The organism is Methylobacterium sp. 1030 (assembly GCF_040544715.1).
In the GTDB taxonomy this organism is placed as follows: Bacteria; Pseudomonadota; Alphaproteobacteria; order Rhizobiales; family Beijerinckiaceae; genus Methylobacterium.
Map to the genome: position 1 here is coordinate 50924 of NZ_JBEPKM010000027.1, position 18486 is coordinate 69409.

General features: G+C 59.9%; 11 protein-coding genes and 1 tRNA gene. 3 read left to right on the forward strand and 9 right to left on the reverse strand.

Going from position 1 to position 18486, the window contains the following annotated elements:
* The first annotated feature begins 20 nt into the window (after positions 1–20).
* A complete protein-coding gene (locus ABIC30_RS28360) occupies positions 21–2012 on the forward strand; it encodes a DEAD/DEAH box helicase family protein (RefSeq protein WP_354456470.1) in 1992 nt (663 codons plus the stop codon).
* On the opposite strand, the gene ABIC30_RS28365 is transcribed toward ABIC30_RS28360, so the two are convergent.
* Positions 2009–4036 (reverse strand): Druantia anti-phage system protein DruA, encoded by a 2028-nt coding sequence (locus ABIC30_RS28365; protein ID WP_354456471.1) that lies wholly within the window; start codon positions 4034–4036, stop codon positions 2009–2011. The genes ABIC30_RS28360 and ABIC30_RS28365 overlap by 4 nt on opposite strands.
* Positions 4026–5663, reverse strand: coding sequence for an ATP-binding protein (locus ABIC30_RS28370; RefSeq protein WP_354456472.1), 1638 nt, complete (start codon positions 5661–5663; stop codon positions 4026–4028). Before ABIC30_RS28370 ends, ABIC30_RS28365 begins: the two co-directional genes overlap by 11 nt.
* Positions 5664–5927: 264 nt before the next feature.
* On the opposite strand from ABIC30_RS28370, the gene ABIC30_RS28375 reads away from it, so the two are divergent.
* Positions 5928–6632, forward strand: coding sequence for a hypothetical protein (locus tag ABIC30_RS28375; RefSeq protein ID WP_354456473.1), 705 nt, complete (start codon positions 5928–5930; stop codon positions 6630–6632).
* Between the two features lie 133 nt (positions 6633–6765).
* Here ABIC30_RS28375 and ABIC30_RS28380 read toward each other — a convergent pair whose 3' ends face one another.
* From ABIC30_RS28380 to ABIC30_RS28410, 7 genes are all read right to left on the reverse strand, one after another.
* Positions 6766–8007 (reverse strand): tyrosine-type recombinase/integrase, encoded by a 1242-nt coding sequence (locus ABIC30_RS28380; protein WP_354456474.1) that lies wholly within the window; start codon positions 8005–8007, stop codon positions 6766–6768.
* Between the two features lie 431 nt (positions 8008–8438).
* On the reverse strand, positions 8439–10733 hold the full coding sequence (locus tag ABIC30_RS28385) for a bifunctional DNA primase/polymerase (RefSeq protein WP_354456475.1): 2295 nt from the start codon (positions 10731–10733) through the stop codon (positions 8439–8441).
* Positions 10730–11005 (reverse strand): helix-turn-helix domain-containing protein, encoded by a 276-nt coding sequence (locus tag ABIC30_RS28390; protein ID WP_354456476.1) that lies wholly within the window; start codon positions 11003–11005, stop codon positions 10730–10732. Before ABIC30_RS28390 ends, ABIC30_RS28385 begins: the two co-directional genes overlap by 4 nt.
* A gap of 55 nt (positions 11006–11060) precedes the next feature.
* On the reverse strand, positions 11061–11738 hold the full coding sequence (locus ABIC30_RS28395; RefSeq protein WP_354456477.1) for a hypothetical protein: 678 nt from the start codon (positions 11736–11738) through the stop codon (positions 11061–11063).
* A gap of 302 nt (positions 11739–12040) precedes the next feature.
* On the reverse strand, positions 12041–12469 hold the full coding sequence (locus tag ABIC30_RS28400; protein WP_354456478.1) for a cache domain-containing protein: 429 nt from the start codon (positions 12467–12469) through the stop codon (positions 12041–12043).
* A gap of 348 nt (positions 12470–12817) precedes the next feature.
* Entirely contained in the window at positions 12818–15337 is a 2520-nt protein-coding gene (locus tag ABIC30_RS28405) for a phospholipase D-like domain-containing protein (RefSeq protein WP_354456479.1), read from the reverse strand.
* Complete coding sequence (locus tag ABIC30_RS28410) at positions 15334–16905, reverse strand: hypothetical protein (protein WP_354456480.1); 1572 nt, start codon at positions 16903–16905, stop codon at positions 15334–15336. Before ABIC30_RS28410 ends, ABIC30_RS28405 begins: the two co-directional genes overlap by 4 nt.
* A 499-nt stretch (positions 16906–17404) precedes the next feature.
* Here ABIC30_RS28410 and ABIC30_RS28415 point away from each other — a divergent pair.
* A tRNA-Arg gene (locus ABIC30_RS28415) sits at positions 17405–17517 on the forward strand.
* Positions 17518–18486 lie beyond the last annotated feature (969 nt).

Genomic DNA, 18486 nt, shown 5'->3' on the forward strand with positions numbered 1-18486 from the left:
AACGCTTCCAGGCACCGTCCATGATCGTGATTACTGGCGTCACCGAGGGTGACGAATACGAGGCTGCCAAGCGTCTTGAGCGTAGGCTGCTGGATCTCTGGCCGGATATTGCCCAGAGCAAGGCAGACGTTGTGCGCATCTTCGTCGGACTGAAGATGCACGGGCAGAAGATGGAAGATCTCGACCTCGTCGTCATCGGCTTCTTCGCGGAAGCGCGTAGCTTCGACGTCGAGTGGAAGTTCTATCCACGGGATGGGGAGCCGTTCACGCCCAAGGCGGCACGAGTTCGTAACTTCGCCCTTGTCATCGAGGTGAAATCGCACGACGCGAAAGGAGTACGGTTTGAGAACACCGCCGCCTTCGTCAAGTACACGCGGAATGGGGACGCTTCGTGGCAGTGCGTGACCGAAAAGAATCGGAGCCAAATGTTCGAGTTCAAAAAGTGGCTCGACCGGTTTGGCCTCGACAATGTGCACGTCCAGAATCTGGTACTCTTCACCGGTCTAAAGGAACGGGATCTTCCCCGGCGCCCACATGTATGTATAGCAAGCGATACAAGCTTTGAGCGAATCCTCAACGTTCTCGGGCAGGTTTCCGGTATACGCGAGAAGGACAGGAAGGTTACTCTATCCTATGGAGCGGAGGAGGCCTTCGCTCGACTGCTAGCCCCGAACTCACCATTGTTTGAGACCATCGCGCCTACGCCGCTTGATCGCCGCCGGATGGACTTGATCGCAAAGTCCGCATTACAGGATGCTTGGCTCGAGGACCTAGGCGAGCGTCAAATCCTGCTGAAGGGCCGGGGCGGCGTTGGCAAGACGGTGATCCTACTGCAGATGGCCTATCGGGCTTTCGACCAATCGGGACAGCGTTCGCTCGTCCTCACCTTCAACAAGGCGCTTGTCGCTGACATGCGCAGGACAATGTCTCTCCTTGGCGTGCCAAGAAGCGTCGAGCGCGGCGGCGTCGCCATCGAGACAGTGCACGGCTTTATCCGACAGTTGATGTTGAAGCTGGGTGTCATCGACTGTCGTGAGGGCTTCCTCGACGGCTACGAAACTCATAAGTCCACGCTGCTACACTATCTCCTCAGCGGGACGGTAACGGGCGACGACCTAGCCGAAACGATACGGTCGGATGCGACACAATTTGACTGGGACCTGGTGTTCGTTGACGAGGGACAGGACTGGCCGGGCGACGAGATAGCCATCCTGAACGCCGTTTACGGGCCCAAGCGCTTGGTGGTCTCTGACGGTGTCGATCAGTACGTGCGGAATTCAGTGGCAGACTGGACTTCCAGTCTTTCGAAGGGTGAATCGAAGGTTCGTCCGCTGAAAAAGTGTCTACGGATGAAGGCCAACATCGCCTCGTTCGTAGCGGACGTCGCAGCCGGCCTTGGGCTCGACGATTGGGATCTTGAACCGAACGTCGACGCAGCCGGAGGCCGGGTAATAGTGTTCGAGGGCGATCTCGCCGCCGAGCCCGCACGGATTGCAGCACTCGTGGAGGAGGCTCGCGAACTAGGTAACTTCCCCGTTGACCTACTCGCATGCGTGCCTCCCGGCTTGGTAGTTAAGACGGCGCAGGGCCCCGAAAACGAAGCTGCTGCGGCCTATGTCGAGCATGGTGGGCGCGTATGGGACGGAACAGCGGCCGACGTCCGCGAGCACTATCCGATCGACCGCGACGAGCTTCGCTTCGTGCAGTACGACTCGTGTCGAGGGCTGGAGGGTTGGACCACCATCAACTACGATCTCGATCAACTATGGGACTATAAGGCCTCGCAGTGGCTTTCTGAAAAGCACACTCACGACCCACTTTTGGAGACACGCGAGGAGGCAGCGGCACGGCATGCCGCCCGCTGGATCATGATCCCGCTGACGCGAGCTATCGACACGCTGGTGATTGGCATCGGGGCGAACCCTGGACCGTTACGCGACGTACTCAGGAAGGTTGCTGACCGCCGTGAGGACTTCGTCGAATGGATTGACCTTACTCGAAGCAAAGTCTAGCTATCAATTCTCGACATCAGATCATCGTCGGGCTCGGCACGCAGACTTTGTTGGACGCTGGCTGGACCAAGCGAACGCAGCTTGACGAGCGTCTCCTCACGCTGGACGCGACCATCGAGCCAACGCCGACGCCAGGCAGCAGCGATCATCGCTGCGCTCGTCGGAAGGAAGTTGTCGGTCTCCATGCCTATGAGGGATGCCCGGAATGCAGGCCCGAGTTCGCAGGCGTAGAAGAGGCGCGGGGTTGCGTGATGCAATATGGCATCGCTGTCTATGCCAAGTGCGTCGAGCCCTTCTCTGATCTGCCGCAGCCGCGGACTCGTGCCCTCGCCAAAGCGGTTGTTTACCCGGCGCGACGTGTGAACTCTTTGGGCCATCTGCCGCAAGGCGTGAGCGGTGTCGGCGCCGAGGTGTAGCGTGCCGAAGCCGCCGGTCTTGCTTTTGCCAATTGAGTCCCATCGCAGATCGTGGTTGAGGCCAGCGTTCTCGGCAGAGCTAAGCTTCAGGCGGTTGTACTGGCTGGAGCCCACGCCATAGAGGCTCGTCGTCGTGAGCACTCGCAGATCGGCTGGCTTTGAGACCGCTCGGCCTGCCATCTGAGACGCGATCACACTTACCTGATCGCCGTACCGGTCGGCGTAGTGGTCGCGGACCTCCTTCGATGCGAGGAGAAGCGCCACAAGCTTGCCGCCCAGCAACTCGTTGTACGGCGCGATCGCCCCGCAGATGCTCACGTCGGCCACACGGCTCGAGAGTCCTGCTTTACGGAACTCCGTGAGTACGATGTCGATCGCGCGTTGTCCGCTTCGGGCGGAAAGAAGTTGTCCGAGACCTCTCACCGGATTAGCGTAAAGCTCTGCCGCGCGGAACATCTGCTTCGCGAAAAGCAACTGGGCGAGCAGTTCGGCGCGCTTTCGCACGAATAGCAAGTCCTCCGAGGCCGCGCGCCAGTCGGTGTCCGCACTGGCCGCCTTCACGGCTCCGCGCATCGGCCTAACTCCGTCGCCCTCCTGGACGCTAGCTTCGTAATGAGTGCGGAGTTCCAATTCGCGAGCGAAAGCCGCACCGGATGCCTTCTGCTCCAGCCTGAGGATTGTGTTCTCCACGGGCGATTCGAGTTCGTCCGCGCGCACAAAGTCGTCCCAGCGCACCTCCGCGATTGAGGCGTCCAGCCGCGCGATGAGGGCCTCGGCTAGGGTCCTGGTATCCCAGAGGCCGGATCGGAGATTCATCTCCATCGCCTCCCGCAGCCAACCGATCCATTTGTCCCTCACCGTCACCCGCATCACTGGGCTAGCCAACATCGCGATGCCGATAATGGGCCTTTGGGGGCGTGCGGCGTTCCTGACCAAGACAAGCAATTGTCGTCCCGGGATCGGACGGTATTCGTGGGCCCAGGTATGGCGAAAGTAACGCCAGATGTCGTTCAGCGGCAGGCCCGTGTCGCGGCACCGAAGACCAGATTGACAGATCTCGACGACGGGCTCGACTACCCGGCCGAGTGCGGACTCTCGCTCGCATTCGGGTAGCCTTCCGACGGCCGTTAATTCGTCCGCCAACTGTTTGCCGTTATCGACCAGATCGAGGACGGAACTGCGCACACCGGATGCCCGGACCGTCCGCCGCTCCATTCGTCTAATAAAAGCGGCGACCGACGGTTCTAACAACTGACGGCGACGAGCCGTCTGCAGCGCAGACCTGACGCGGAACTTGACGTCCTCGACCGTCTGATCGCCGCTCCGGTGTATACCAGGCGGCTCGAAGTGGATACCGCTAGTCTCTACGGAGACCCGCCAGCCCTGCTCGAAGAGGTCGGCGACGAGCAGGCAAACCGCCCTGAGTTTGGTGCTGTCGCCGTCGTCTATGTAACTTCGGGCTAGGTTGCGGAGGCTGTCGGCAAATTGCGGCGGAGTCGGGCCGGCGAAGCTAAGAAGCTCATGTAGTTCCTCGCGCTCGTTCGGCGCGAGGAATGGCGCGAATGGGCGAGGGCCGCCGTTGAACCGCTCATCGCCGTTATGTGCCACGATTGCTCCCCTTTGGCCGCTTCTCTGATAGCAATGCCAATTCCTTGGTTGCCACGCCAGCAGCCAAGCGATGAGTTGCGTGGACGAAATTCCCGGGGCGATTTTTCGGCTCCGGCGACGAGGTGGCGGTCTGTCTTGCCCATTGGCGGAGCAGGCGCTCGTATTCCACTACGATGGCCGTGTCTGCCTCGGCCATGCGCTGTCCGATGTGGCTCAATAGCGTGTCCAGGGCGGCAGCCGGATCGGCCGTGGCAACGATGCTGCGCATTGCCGCGACCAGACCGTCTGGTCCTAGTGCGCGGCGCCGTCGTCGCAGTAATTCCCCCCTGGTGCGTACGCCGCCCGTGGCAAGTGGTTCTCGTATGGTGCTCGGTTTCGCGATGCCTGTGTTCGTCCGATCAGTTGGCCGGCTTTGACGTTCGGCCTTCGCGATCCTTACCATGGCTCGAAGATGCTCGATTGCCTTATGGAGGCCGGCTACGCGGAGGCGGTTCCACATATCTGGCGAAACAGACACCTGCTGCTTCGAGGTCGTTACACCGAATGCCTCGTCGAGCGACGCAGAGAATTCGATCTCGATGCGGATGTACCGGTCGTTGTTGATGAAAGAGGTCCAGGGAGTGCGCGACTTTACGTCGACGAGCCGGCCGTTCCTGCTGAAGATGATCCCGTGATACTGCTTGATGATCGGGAAGCGCGCATTGGCGTTGATACCGATCGCGTCGCGCGACTTGTCGGTGGCGCCGAACGTTGGCGGGAGCCAAGCATAGCGAAGTGTAACTTCGCCGAAGCCACCGGAGGCGCCTCCGCCCTCGATCCTGAACGTGACTGGATCAAGAGCATGGGCCCGATCGACATCGAGCGCGTGGAACTCACCATCGGGCGATAGAAAGAGTGGGTCAATGGGATGGACTTGTTCCCCGTCAACGTGGAGCGCAGTGGCGCGGAGCAACTTATGGTAGGCGACACCGAAGTGGCGCATGAGGTTCCGCCGCAACCCTATTCTTGTAGTCCATTCCAGTCGGTCGAGCTTCTCCACGAGCACGATTGTGCCAGACTTCCAGCCGCCGGGGTGGATGCGTCGAAGAGACTCGCGAAGGAACCCGGGAAGGATCGCCGGTTGGGCAGACGGCATAGCGGTCTCGGCCTGCGCATTGCGGTAACCATCATCATCGAGCATGTCGAGATCAAGCGTGACCGCGTGGATCCTGCCGCGCCTCAGCTTCGAGTAGACCGTGAAGCGACGCCCCATGCTGACCGTCGAGCATGGAAGCCCGTACCCGAAACGCCCCAGTCCACCTCGGTCGTTCTCCCTGTGCGTGCCCCCCCACATCATGGCGAAGCGCACCATGTCCGGCCCCATGCCGTGGCCGTCGTCGATGACAGCCAGTTGGGCTGGTTTGCTCGCGGAATCTTTGTATCCGAACACCAGATCTACACGTTCGGCATAGGCTTGCATCGAGTTATCAATAAGCTCGGCTATTGCTTCAACGTTGCCCCTGTATCCGATGTGTCTGATTCCTCGAATAAAGGACTCCGGAATAATAAATCCGAGATCGCGGCGGCCAGATAGGTTCGATGTGTACGTCTGTTGTGATTTTACGGTTTCACCATGATCATCTTTCATTCGAAAAATCCTCTCGATAAACTAACAGCAATAGTAATGCGCTGATAAGCCGAAACTAGCCTTTTAGTGTCGCTGCCTGCCCTTCAAGGTTGTCGACAGGCTGCAGTCCGCCTCCAATTTCGAGATGCTCGCGAATATGCTGATTTGATAGGCGAGCGCGTTCGCATAGATGCTGGAGCCTGTCACAACCGTTGAGCCGCCGAGTGAAAGGCGCTAATCGGTAATCATCAATGCAGCGGTGCGGCTCCTAACTCCGATTGGTTGATGCAAAATTGGTTTTTAAGTTTATGTGACTTATTCTGGCTGGTAGACCTCAAACACCGCGACCTGATAACAAAAAGTCCGGAAGCAAAGCTCGCTAATCAGCATTTTTTACGCAGCGGAAGCATCTTCCGCCCGCGCTGCGGCGCTCTCCGCCTCGGCGCGGGCATCCTCAGCCTCTTCGCTGCCTGGCGCCAATGCCTCAGCAGCTTCGGCGTGTCGCTTGGCAGCCGCTGCGTGGTGCTTGGCGGCCGCTGCGTGGGCGTCACGAGGATCCTCGCCGTCCTCTGCCTGCAGAACTGCCTCGCCTGCCTCGCGACCCGCGTCACGCACCACTCTCAAGATCATGCCCGTCGCCTCGGTCGCCTCGGCGGCAGTGTCGGTCTGCGTTGCTGCGTCAGAGCTGGCTTTCTCAGCGTCTTCCTGCTGGCTCGGGTCGGCGCCCTCGCCCGGTTTGCGAGCTTCGAAGTGCATCTCGGCGGCCAGCGCATGAGCATCGGCGGCAGCCGCGTGCTGACGGGCGGCCTCAACATGGGCGGCAGCGAGACGGCGGCCACTGAGCCCAGTTCCAGCAGCTGCGGCAGAGGTCTCGTAGAGGGAACTGCTCGACATTGTCGCGTCTCTCTGGTGGGAACGTTCTGTCAGAACAGAGAACCACGCGCGATGGTCGAGAACAATTTCATAATTTCTGGCGCAGTTAACGCATGAACACTACCGGGTGTTTGCGCTATCGATTTTAGGATTCTTTACGCGGTGCCTAGGCACGCTGCCCACCTACACAATCCGTGTGGCGGCGAGCAAAGGTGCAACATTATAGGCACTACGCGCGTGAAAACCTCCACTATGCGGCGAAAGCCCGGTCAATCGCGATTGAGGCGGCTTCTCCGCCCCGAACGGCCTGCGTGTAGTGGCTCAGGGTTACCGCCGGGCTCTTATGGCCGGCAATCTGAGCCACGAGACCCACCTCAATGCCTTCGGCCTGAAGGATCGAGATGAAGGCGTGGCGTGCCGAGTGGGGAGTGACGTATGGGACGCCCGCCCGCTTCAGCAGAAGCGCCCACATCCGCGTTCTGAAGTTGGCATAGAGCAGGATTCCCCCGCCACCGACCCGCGGCAGCGGCCATGCCTGCCGCTTTCCGAGACCGGGGAACACGCGGTGCGGTTCGCCCTCACGCCGGGGGCAGATCTCGCGCCACGAGACCAGCACTGCGCGCAGGCGCACCGACATAGGGATGTCTCGCCGCCCAGCGTCGGTCTTCGTCACATCGCACTGGCGCCCGTCCATCTCCTGCATGCGCCGGATCCGGATCACGTTCCGCTCAAAGTCGACATCCTCCCACAGCAAGGCCAATTGCTCGCTGGGCCGGGTACCCGCGAGAAACGGGAAGGCGACATAGGCGCCGCGCTCCGGGTCGGCTTCCGCGGCCGTTAGGACGGCGGCAATCTGTGCCGGCGTGAGGATGGCCTTGCGCACGCGCGGCGCGGCCTTCAGGCGGGTTGGCATCGTGGGCGGCCGGATGCCGAGATCCTCCGCCGCCAGCGAGAGCGCGCTGCCAAGGTACTTCTTGGCTCGAGCAGCACTGGACGCTCCAACCTCGCTCACGAGTAGTTTGTGAAAGGCGCGTATGTCCCCGGTACCAAGACGGTTCACCTTCATAGGGCCGAGCATCGGCGCGAGTGATGCACCCTCCGGCACGAGACCGGTTTCGGTAAAGGCGCGACGCTGGGCCGGAGTCGCCGAGACCAGAAGCGGCCCGGTGATGTAGCGGGCGCCCTTTTCGTACTCGAGGAGCGTTCGGCCCTTCACGTCGCCGCGTCGACCTTCGAGCCACCGCGCAACCGCATCGGCGACTGTGATGGCATCGCGATCCGGGACGTAGGCCCGCGTCTCGACGGCAGCCTGGATCTCATTGCGCTTGGCGATCGCGTCCTTCTGGCGGACGAAGAACAGCTGTGTCCGCTGGCCGGACTTAGGGTCAGAGTAGTTCAGGACCCACCGGGTGTTCACAACAACCTCGCCGGAACGGAGTTTGCGCTTTCGATCTCGCTTAGTCAGCGAAATGTTGAATGGCTTAGAAGACATAGAGCACGCTCCGCGACACTTGGAAAATAAAACACGAGGTTGTAGACAGAACAATTAATCGGCGCGAAGCGCAGTTAGTCAAATCTGAATGACCGGGGTCTACCTGATATCTCCGAAGGATTTCTGAGGAGGTTCGCTCGTAACCGCACATGGAACCGCGGATCCGAGAAATGCCCACCAAGAGGAGGGAAATACGACCGGTAGTATTCTGCCCACACCAGGAACACAGCCCGTTGAGCTTCGCGGTCCGAGGCTTAACGCCCGCGAAGCGGTAGGTCGGCCTTTAACGTGTAGGCGGTGCAGGTTGTGTAGACAGCCGGTGGCCCTCGCGCCTTGACGTTCCAGGGGAACGGAGGGGGCTCCCTCCTCCCCTTCCATTTTTTGGAATAAGGGGTGTTGACCTACACTATCGTCACTCCCTGCACCGGTGATCAGTAACTTGGTGCGTCGGGCGGGCCAAAATTCAGCTTCTTCTGCGGCCGTGCAGGCGCATCGTTTTCTTGTCCGTCTAACCAGACGCGGATCGTTTGGCCCTTGTTGCTGCGCTGGCCGCGCTCGTAATGAATGCCAACAAGCTTGAGGCCCGTCCTGATCTTATCCAGGTGTTTCGATAACTTGAGAGGCGTATCCGGGAAGAACCGGGGCGGATATTCTGGTTTGATCGCTTCTAGTAGTTCCGCAATCGTGCCCTCGAATCGTCCCTTCTCAAGGATCGATCTCAGCTCGACCACGACTGAATCGTTGTTGGTCCGCTCGATGATCCGCTCGTTCTGGCATTGCATCAGTGCCTCGACGATTGTGCCCGTTGGCAGGCCGGTCGCGGGCTCAGCGGCCGCCAACCATCGGGCGGCATCAATCATGCGAACGCCGGCAGGGGTGCTGGTAACGGCCTCGTTGCGGATCGCGCAGGCAATGACGTCGTAGATGGCACCAAGAAGCCTTGGGCGAAGCGCCTCCAGGGCAGCGTTCATGTCACCTTCGGTCCGTCTCGTATTGTCCTCCATCCGGACGAGCTTCACCGGTATGACGCGCTCAATCAGATCGGACTTGGTCGCAACGTCGCTGATGCCGTTGATGATGAATGGCCGCGTGGCATTCATCATATACAGCTCACCATCAGTGTAGAGCTTCCGACTGGCGTACCCGCTGCCTGTCGCGAGAGAGCACAAGGCATCCGATACGTTCGCGCTCATGCCCGAAGAGTTGTCGAACACCAGCATGAACAGAGCGTCGGCTAGCACCATCAGGTCGCGCTCGTTCTCCGGGAGGCGGAGTTTCTCGGCTTGGTTCGGGTCGATAAGCCTACGCAAGACCGAGCTGAGAAAGCTCTTTCCACTGCCCTGCTCCCCTTCGATGAGCAGGCAGAGGTAGGGGCCGCCCGGTCTTAGGACGTTGATGAGGAACGCCAGGACGAGGTTGTAGGTCTCGTCCGGCAACGCGAGCAGGTCGCGCAACTCCTCTATCCGGCCGCCTGGGACCGGCTCCGGTAATTCCAGCATCCCGGGCGTTCGGATGAAGCGCACTGGACTGCGAGCGAGGATCTGGTAGCCGCCGCCCGTTATGAGCACGACGCGACCGTCCGGTCTGCCCAGGTCCACGAGTACGTCGGTGCCCTGTCGGCCAATGCGGCTCCAGATCCTCTCGCATCGACCGTCGAAGATCGCACGTGCGCTGAGGACCGCTGCAATGTCGGACAGGGCCGCATCCTTCAGAGCCTTGCCAGTCAACCGATAGAACACCTGCCGGAGTACCGCCGCAGCCATCGACGAGTTGACAGGGTAGGTGAGGATGCCGCCGGCCTCCGTCGGGACGGAGATGAAGCCGCGCTTGCGCTCATCATGGAACAGATCCACGCCCAATTCGGTGAGCGCCGCCAGCACACTATCGGCCGGTGTCGGGTTTCCACGCTTCCCACCGCCGGCACCACCTTTTGCGGTGTCCGCAAACCCCTTCTCGCGGGCGCTCTCGATCCAACCCGGCAGCTCATTCAGTGAGTTGCCATCGTAACCGGCAGGCAGGAGCGCTGTGACGAGCGCGACGATCTGCTCGTCAGTGCATCCGTGCGAGACGAGCTGCGCCGCAAACGCGACGCCAGCGTCGTGTGTGCCGGCACCGGTCGTGATCACCTGGGCATGTGGTGATCCGACCACAACTCTCAACAGCCGTAGTGTCTCGCGGCTAATGATCGGCATCGTGACAAGATCAGCGTCGAGCAGAGACGAGCCAACCCAGATGTAAGGTTCTCCCGTCTCGGGGTGGATCGACGGTGGTAGGACCGAGAATTTCCCGCCGAGCAGGACGTCAATTGCACCACCACTCGATCCATCCGCGACCTTGGTGGACTTGAGATCTTCGCTGTAGCGGACGAAGACCGTGAGGCCCTTCTTGCCTCTCTTTGCGCAAGAGGCATCACCAAGGATGACTTGCACGACAGGGACGAAGGCGTCCTGATCGATGTCGATCGCGCCAAGGCGATACCCGTCCGATAACTCGGTGCCGGTGAGGATACCGAGGCCGCGATCCGAGTAGCGATTAATCAGCTCAGCGCGCCTATCAGCGTTGAGTGGGCTAGAGGCAAAACCAGGCCATCCCTTAAGCTCTTGCGCAGGTCGCTTGGTGCGCGGCTCAAGCGGAAGAACGCGGAACCCGCGTTCCCAGTACAGCGGGGCGAGCGTCCGGAAATCAGACGCGAGTGCGGTCTTTCGGTTGCAAAGGGAGGGGTTCACAGTGAACCGCCTTCCGTATCGGCAGCCTTGAGATACTCGAACGAGATCTGATCACAGGCTCCCGTTGTCCGGCCTGTCATTGCTGCGTTTATATCGTCGATGCGAACGTAGATTCGGCCATCCAGAACCCCGTAGCTCGGGATGACGCCGGCCCGTACAGCGCGGCGAATCTTGTAACTCGGTATGCCTGTCGCTCTCGCGGCCTGAGGCACGGTGAGGAACCGCTGCCCCGCAGGCACAGCGGCTGGAATAGGTGTGCTGTCGGTCTTCATGGAACACCTCTGTTATGGGCGCCCCATGCTTCGGTATGTTGAACAGAACCGGAATTTACATATTTCCGGCGCGCTTCGGCTGTCCGCTGAGAGCGGGATCGAGACGCGAGCGGTCGATTGGAATACCGCTCCTCTCAAGGTCGTTGAGTTCTCGTCGCGCGCGGGCCAACTTCGGCCCCCGCTCCGGTAGATCCTCGGCGCCTACGGCGCTGAGCAGATCGTCCTTGCGCTTATTGAACTTGCGCCTCAGCCGCGCCAGCAACGCGCCGTCGCTGTAGCGCTCAGGCGCGCCCGTTGGGCCGTGTGCGTTGATGATCGCGTTGATGATTGGGTCGAGCGCGGGGTACTTCAACGCGTCGCTGAAAAACGCTTTGTGATACGCTTCCGCAATCCTACAGAGCAGATAGTCATCGACGTATTGCTTCGGGCCTCGCTTGTGAGTCTCCCACTCCATCCACAGCTTCGGCGCTGGTCGGCTCGCCCCCGCGGGTTGGTTCCTCACCACCCCCTCGGCTTTGGCTATCGCGATGGCTTGGTCGAGCGGCCTGACCTCCAGATCGAAGCGGCTCAGGGGAACTCCATGCAACTCGCCATCCCTTCCGATCCAGGCGCAATCCCGGGTTGAGATCGTCTCAGTTCCTTTGCCGGCGTCAGCCCGCATGTGTTCCGGGATCATCCTCAGCGCCCCGTCGACGTTGACCGACGGCTCGCGCGACTTCTTTTTCTGGGCCATGACAAATATTCTGCTGGATGCAACACGGAACGCGCCAAGCTCCATTATCTCACGCGGCGTAGGTCGGACCCTAATAGATTCACCGACTCGAACGAGGGACAACCTTGCAAGTGGTTAAGGCTGGATGTCGTGAGCGATTCCAGTGCCGCGGCCGAGGATACTGGATTTATGCCATTCCCCCCGACATACGGGATGCGCGCTGCTCGGGATAGCGCTCGGAAAGCTAATCGAGGGCGGCGCTTCGATTGCGTTTGACCGCTCAAGCGCGCGCAGATCGGTGCGCCTGCCTAGGATTTGTCTCTTCAGGATCCGTACACGCCACCGCAGACGTTAGTGTCACCGAGTCGCTCGCAGTACATGTCCTTCGCTTCGACCTTCTGCGTCGCTGGGTTCATGAACTTGTATTTCTGCCAGAATGAAGCGTTGTGGAGTGCCAGATCACTCCGCTCTTTGATGAACAGCTTGCCGTCTGGATCCTTGGCGTCGATCAGGTTTTTGCCGACGAAGTCGGCCCGTTGCCCATGGGCAAGGACCTTACCATCCAGGCCGAGCACGGTGATGTAGAGATCGCGGTCGTGGAACTGACCGCCCTTCCGACTGAACTCGGCATAAGCCTTAACCTCACCCTGCTCTTTGATGAAGACGATCGCCCTCTTCACCATGGTGACCGCTTCTTCCTTCGTTGCGAACTCAGCTGCCGTTGCGGTCCCGATTGTGAGCACCGTGGCCATCAGGCTGATTACCCGGAGCGTCGCTGTTTGCCGAGTCATCGTAAACCTCTCTGAATAGACAAAAGCCTTGGCTTCGATGGCAACGGATGCGGCTCACTGATGTGGGGGTACTCCGTATCATGGAGTGTGGTGCCTCACCACTCGGCCGAGATTAGCCGATCTTAGTCCGTAGCTTCTGAGATGGTCGGCTGAGGAAACAGACGCCGATGCGCCGTCCGTGCTCGCTCGATTGCCAACCCTGGAAAGGTCCGCTTCGATGCCTGTCCGGTCACGGGCGGACCGAATAAAATCTACCCGTTTCGGTCTTAGATTATCGGCCACCAAGCGGCCGAGAAGAAGAAGTGGCTTTTACTGGCGACGGTTGCCAGTGCTGGAGATTGACACAATCTTCGAATGTTTGTTGTTCTGGTGCGACACGCTACCAGCGGACGCCTGCTTATTTGCGAAAACGGCAGCCGTCGTTGCCGCGTGCATGGCCCGAATTGTTTCGGCGGACGGATTCAAGTTCCGGGCGAAACGTGCACTCAAGGCGTCAATAGTGCGAATGATGCGCGGGTCGTTCATATCATCAGGCTGCAGGAGAACGATCCGATAAATTGATTTGGCAAGCAACTCGAGAGAGTTTGCGGCGCCAACATCCTTGTGCCGCATTGCGCCGTCGATGGCGGCGTGAATTGCCCAAATGCAGGTCCCTAAGCATTCCAAGATGTCGTCTGATAGCTGGTCAAAGAAACTGTCAAGTTTTAGCTTGTGGATGGCAGGAGAGGTTCCTCCGAAATAGGCGAAGAGAACCTTGCCCATCAGACGAGGCCATGCCGTTGCGATGTCGCCTGTCGCTGGCAATACATGCCAGGATCGGGCCGGGAGTAGGGTGTCTCGCCAACCGGCGGCTGCCAGGATCATGAGGAAGGCGCGAAGGCGGAGCATGTCAACCACGCTTAACCCGTCATCGTGAGCCTTTGTCCGGACCATCTTCAGCAACTCTTCGACGGCGCAGATCAACTCGCCTTGATTGCCCCGCCTCCGCGTAGCGACCCAGGTATCGTACCTTTCTTTCGCGGCCGGCGACGCGGGTGTTCTGGTGTGCGGTGCGGTTCCACTGAACTCTTGTCCCTGATCCAGGGCTGCTTCGGCGTCGGCTGTTTCGTCGCCAAGATCGAAGGCGTTAGTGGCATCGAAGTCCTGATTGGCTTCGGCCTCAGGCGGTTCGTCGATCGACAAAAAGCGATTCAGGTAGCTGCGGAATGACGAGAACTCGGTACCCGACAAGCCGTCCCGGCTAGCACCTCCAAGTTCGGATTGGAGACGGCGACCGGCCATGAACTCGTCGTACGTCAAGATCCTGGCGGAGACCACTTCGGCCTCGCGCTCGCGAGCCTTCGCGAGGACATGCGGCGCAACCGAACGTCGCTGATTGGCGAGTGCCGTTTCCAACTCGCCCAGGACATCCAGAAGCCAAAGCCCCATATCAGCTTCACCGTCTAGCTTGGCGAGGGCGGCGTCTATTTGCCGGCTACGTGGGTCTTTCATCGCGTTGCGCAGGTCATCGAGGACTGTCACGATGGCGATACTCGACAGCGTGCCGTCTTTGCGCCGAACGCGTGCGAAAGCTGGCTTCTCTTCTCCGGCGAGCATGAATTGAATACGGCGCGCATCATTGCTGGCTGTCCTACGCAGCTCGATCGATAGCGGCACACCGGTGCTCGACAACAATTCGATCTTGTCAACGCTTGGGTCGGCGCTTGGCGGCGGCACCCAGATTAGCCTGTCGAATTTGCAAGAAAATTGCCCGGGAAACCGGGCCGCGATCACATCAAGCGGCAGCTCGGGTGGTGCCTGAATTACGTAGTAGTCTTTGTGGTCGATTGGCTCGCCTCCAAGGAAACGCGCCAGATCGAGGTTATCTACGGCCGTTCCGGCCGGGAGAGATCGATAGAGACAAGCTTCGGTATTGATCCCACCGGCGCTCGCCCGGCCCAAGGCGGCCGTCGTGCAATTCGCACTCCCGTAGAGGACGAAATCGCCACCGTCCGTTTCAGCGATGATAATTTTGGCGTGAATGAATTGATCTTTCTTGCCATAAAATCCGAGGAGTTTTACCTTGGTTTTGTAATCCTCTGCGATCGCGGCAGGTCTGAAGATATGCCGATCTCGGTCAAGAAGGATGAATACACTCTCAGGCTTCAAATTCTCCAGAAACCGATTTAGGGCGGACAGATCGCCGTCCCAATAGGGACTAACGACGATCAAGCGGCGCACCTTCTGGTCCCCGATTAGTGCCTCGAAGCGCCGCCCGATCGGATCGCTACTGGATGCGATAAACATCGCAAGGTGATTGTCCGAAAGGCGGAGCGGCGCTTCGGGGGGCTCGATTTTCGAGAGCCACGGCGAACGAGACAGCATCCACCGGATCTGTGCGTCGATGCCTTCGTCGTCGCGATCGAGGAAGCTTGACACGAACGACCATGCGGCCGCAATTATTCGTGCTTCGACTGAGCTTGGGTCCTTCGTCTCGACGGTGCCCACGACTTCGAGATTACCGGCAAGGCCGGCCGAAGTCATATTGGCCGACCCGACGATCAGCCGCGCGCTGTCACGACCGATTTGGAGCACGACCTTGGGATGAAAGACGCCCTCGGTCCGGGCGGAAGTGACGGTATAGGTTCGGCCCGCGTCTCTAGGAAGTTGTCCACCCTCTTCGAGCGCTAGGCATAGCATGCCGCGATCGACGACGAGCAGGTTGTTGTTGCATCCGGCACCACGAAGGCGGCCGAGAACGGCGCTTTCGTAGGCGTCGAAATCGATACCGAAGCTTGTGACAAGGGAGGTGTGATAGCCGGTCTGCGCGAATTGCTCGTAAAGCTTCATGATGCCGACTTCAGCTTCCGACCGCTCGCCGTGAGGCCGTTCTTATCGACAAGATGAATGTCGCGAAGGAAAGTCAGGGCAGAGGAAAGGCGCGGATTCGTGAAAACCGGGCCGCTCGGGCTTCGTAAGCGTACCCGACCGTCATCGGCCTCGATCAGAAACGTGTAGTCACCCTGTCTGAATTTTCGATGCGCGACCCAGAGATGCCGATTGATGATACGCTTCTGCAGTATGTCGATGATCGCCGCGACAAAATTTCTGTCCGATAACCCTGCTAAAAAGGTCAGTTCCGTACTGAGCGAGTGAGATAGTTCCTTCGACATCGTCCCAAGTTCCGCCTCGATCGTGTCGAGATCGGCTTCCGACCTTCTGGTCAACGTCGCTAGAAGCTGAAGCGCGTTCCGGGCATGCTCTGCCGTGAAGGCACCCGTGTCGCCGCCGGGCATACTGTCCCAAGATGTCAGAGTTCGCTCGCTCCGAACGTCTTCGGTGGACGCATTCGCTTCCGGTACGGCCTGGGAGACAAAGTCGCCCCAAGTCTGGGGTACGAACTCCATCTCCGCGACGACGAGACTGGCGCACTCGTCGAGCATGGCAGCCAATGTCGCGCCGGCCGGATATCCGGCAAGCCTTTCAAGGAAAAACTTAAGGAGCCCTTCGTATGCATAATGGAGTAGATCATTGGCTTGGTAGACCCGCCATCTAGCTTGATGTTGGCTCAGACGAGCGCTTCCGCTGGAGAATAATCTGCCGTCTGGGCTAGCTGACGCGTAAAGTAGCCAGCGAACATCGTCCGCTTGGATATCTTCTTCGAAGTGATCTGCGCATTGCAGCAGCAAAAGCAACGTGTCACGGCGGGCAAGATCGTCTTGTTCACGGCGGCGGCCAGTCGCGAACAGTAGGTCTTCGTAGAGTTGGCGTTCGGCGGTGCGCTTACCGATCTGACTCGGGAGTGCAGGCTGCAGCGCGTCGAGCTCACTGCGAGTAACACTTCCCTTGCGAACGATCTTCTTGAACAGATTTGCAGCATCCCCGATCGATGTTGCGAAAGCAGCTGCTAGAGGCATGCCGAATTCCTCACTCGGCACTGGAATGGCGTGGCTTTCGGAATGGGCAAGGACACTCGTTACGAAGAGCTGGCTTCCATATGCGGCTCCGTAGGCGCCATAAGCTTGTTTAAGATACGGTGTCGCCTCGCCATTTGGATCGGCGTGCGCCGCGAAGGCGATCCGACCGCTCTCGGAATTGAGTTTTGCTTGAGCCCATCGGCTGCCGGCGACACCGGTTTGGTCTCCGTTGTGGACGCCGGCTAGGACGTACAAAGCTTCACTGCGCCTGATGAGTTGCCGCCATTCTGCGGAATCTGTGCTCCGTGATCCTTCCTCTGCGTTGATGAGAGAGAGCCACGCATACAGGCCGTAGTAGCGCATGCGTAGCGTAACGTTACTGATGCCAGGAAGTAGACGCTGATAGAGATTGATGCTTCCGTTCTGCATGCCGAGCGGATCGAGGCCGCTTCGGTCTCGATATTCTGTCCACTCGGGACATGCGATCTGCGTCAGTGCCATTCCGGTCTCTTCCTCGGCGCACTATGGCATATGCGGTCGAGAGGCGAAAACCAATTTAATGGCTGAGGCTTCGGGTGCTCGCCAATGACCGCGCTGCCCGAATTTGCCGCAGGGCTGAATGCACGGTTGTCGGCAATAAGCTCACTTCCGCTTTCCAGCCGGTGCCGAGACTACCGGAGGCCTCACGAAATTCCACTTCGAAGTAGCGCCCACGGTGGCCGGGGCGTCTTGATTGGGTCACAGGCGTAGCGTCCGTTTGCAGGCCATCGGTCAATTTCCGCATCTCAGCGACTGTGGTCAAATCGAACTACTCAGCTAGCTTCCGCTAGGAAGCGTGATTTGGGGTCTCTGGATGATATGCTTCGGGGTGCGCCTAAGTCTGGTCTGGGGTTGCAGCCGCGGTTACCGTTATGTGGCGACGCTCTAATTCATCTGGCTTCCCCGCATTTTACCGCAATAAAGGTCGTGCGCAGTCGGCTGTGCAATACAGTCCACATGAGACGTTCGCTTACTTCCGTAAAGTCGCGTCTAACTACGTGAAATGCCGCGACAGTGCGAAGCCGCCGCCTTCTAAGCGGCAGGTCGTAGGTTCGAGCCCTACCGGAGTCGCCAGGATTTAACCCGCCACGTCAGTGACTTGGCGGGTTTTTCTTTGCCGCAGCGACCCATTCTGACCTCACAACACGTCGCAACACGGACCGTGAAATTACAAAGGGTTACGACCCGAGCCTACGTGGTTGCGGTTGCTCCACGCAACACGGAAGCAACACGAGAAGGCTGCATTCCTCCTGGCCGCCCAGGCACGTTTTTCGTGCCCTCAGGCCTGATTGATCAGAGGCCCGGTACCTCATCGATGTCGGGTGCCGGCTCTTTGCCCGGCGGTGCGGGATCGTCGTCAGGAGCCGGCGGTAGCCTCGGTGGCGGCATGTCGCCGGTGTTGGGCGGCATCGGTAGACCGTGGGGCAACTCGGGCTCCGGCGGGTCGCTCTCAGGTCTCTTCGTCAGGCCAGCCATCCTTTGCACTCCTGTCGCCGCAGGAAGCGAACAGGTAGCCAGGACGGGTGTTCCACGTGGCGAGGTCACCGCCTGCCTAGCAGCGCGCCGCCGCCAGTCAGCTGGCCTTGACCAAAGCAGGAAGCCTATAGCGGCCAACAGGAGCCAACCGGACACGCGGGCTATCTCAGCCGCCGGCTCCTCTACTTCCTGACGATCATGATCAGCCTCCGCTAGGATCGTGGAGCACAGCGCGGTCTCGAGGCTCAGGACGGCAGTCAACCACGGCGACATGCTCGAGCCTCACGAAAGAGGCCGGAGTCCGTAGGCCCCAGCCGTGTCTGGGAGGATACGCCCGCCAAGGGCGAAGTTGCGTCGTGCATGTTTCGGGCTGCAGCCGCGCGGCTGCGGCATGCTGCCAGTATCGAGCTACTCGGCGACCATGCGGCGGCCCTAGGCCCACAATCCCGCCGCGATCGGCGTGCCTCCTGAGGTGATCCGCCCCCAGTGAAGTGGTCCGCCCTGAGGTATGGCTTTCGGGCCAGGACGAGGACGGACAGATGGGAACGAAGGGGCACAAGCCGGAGG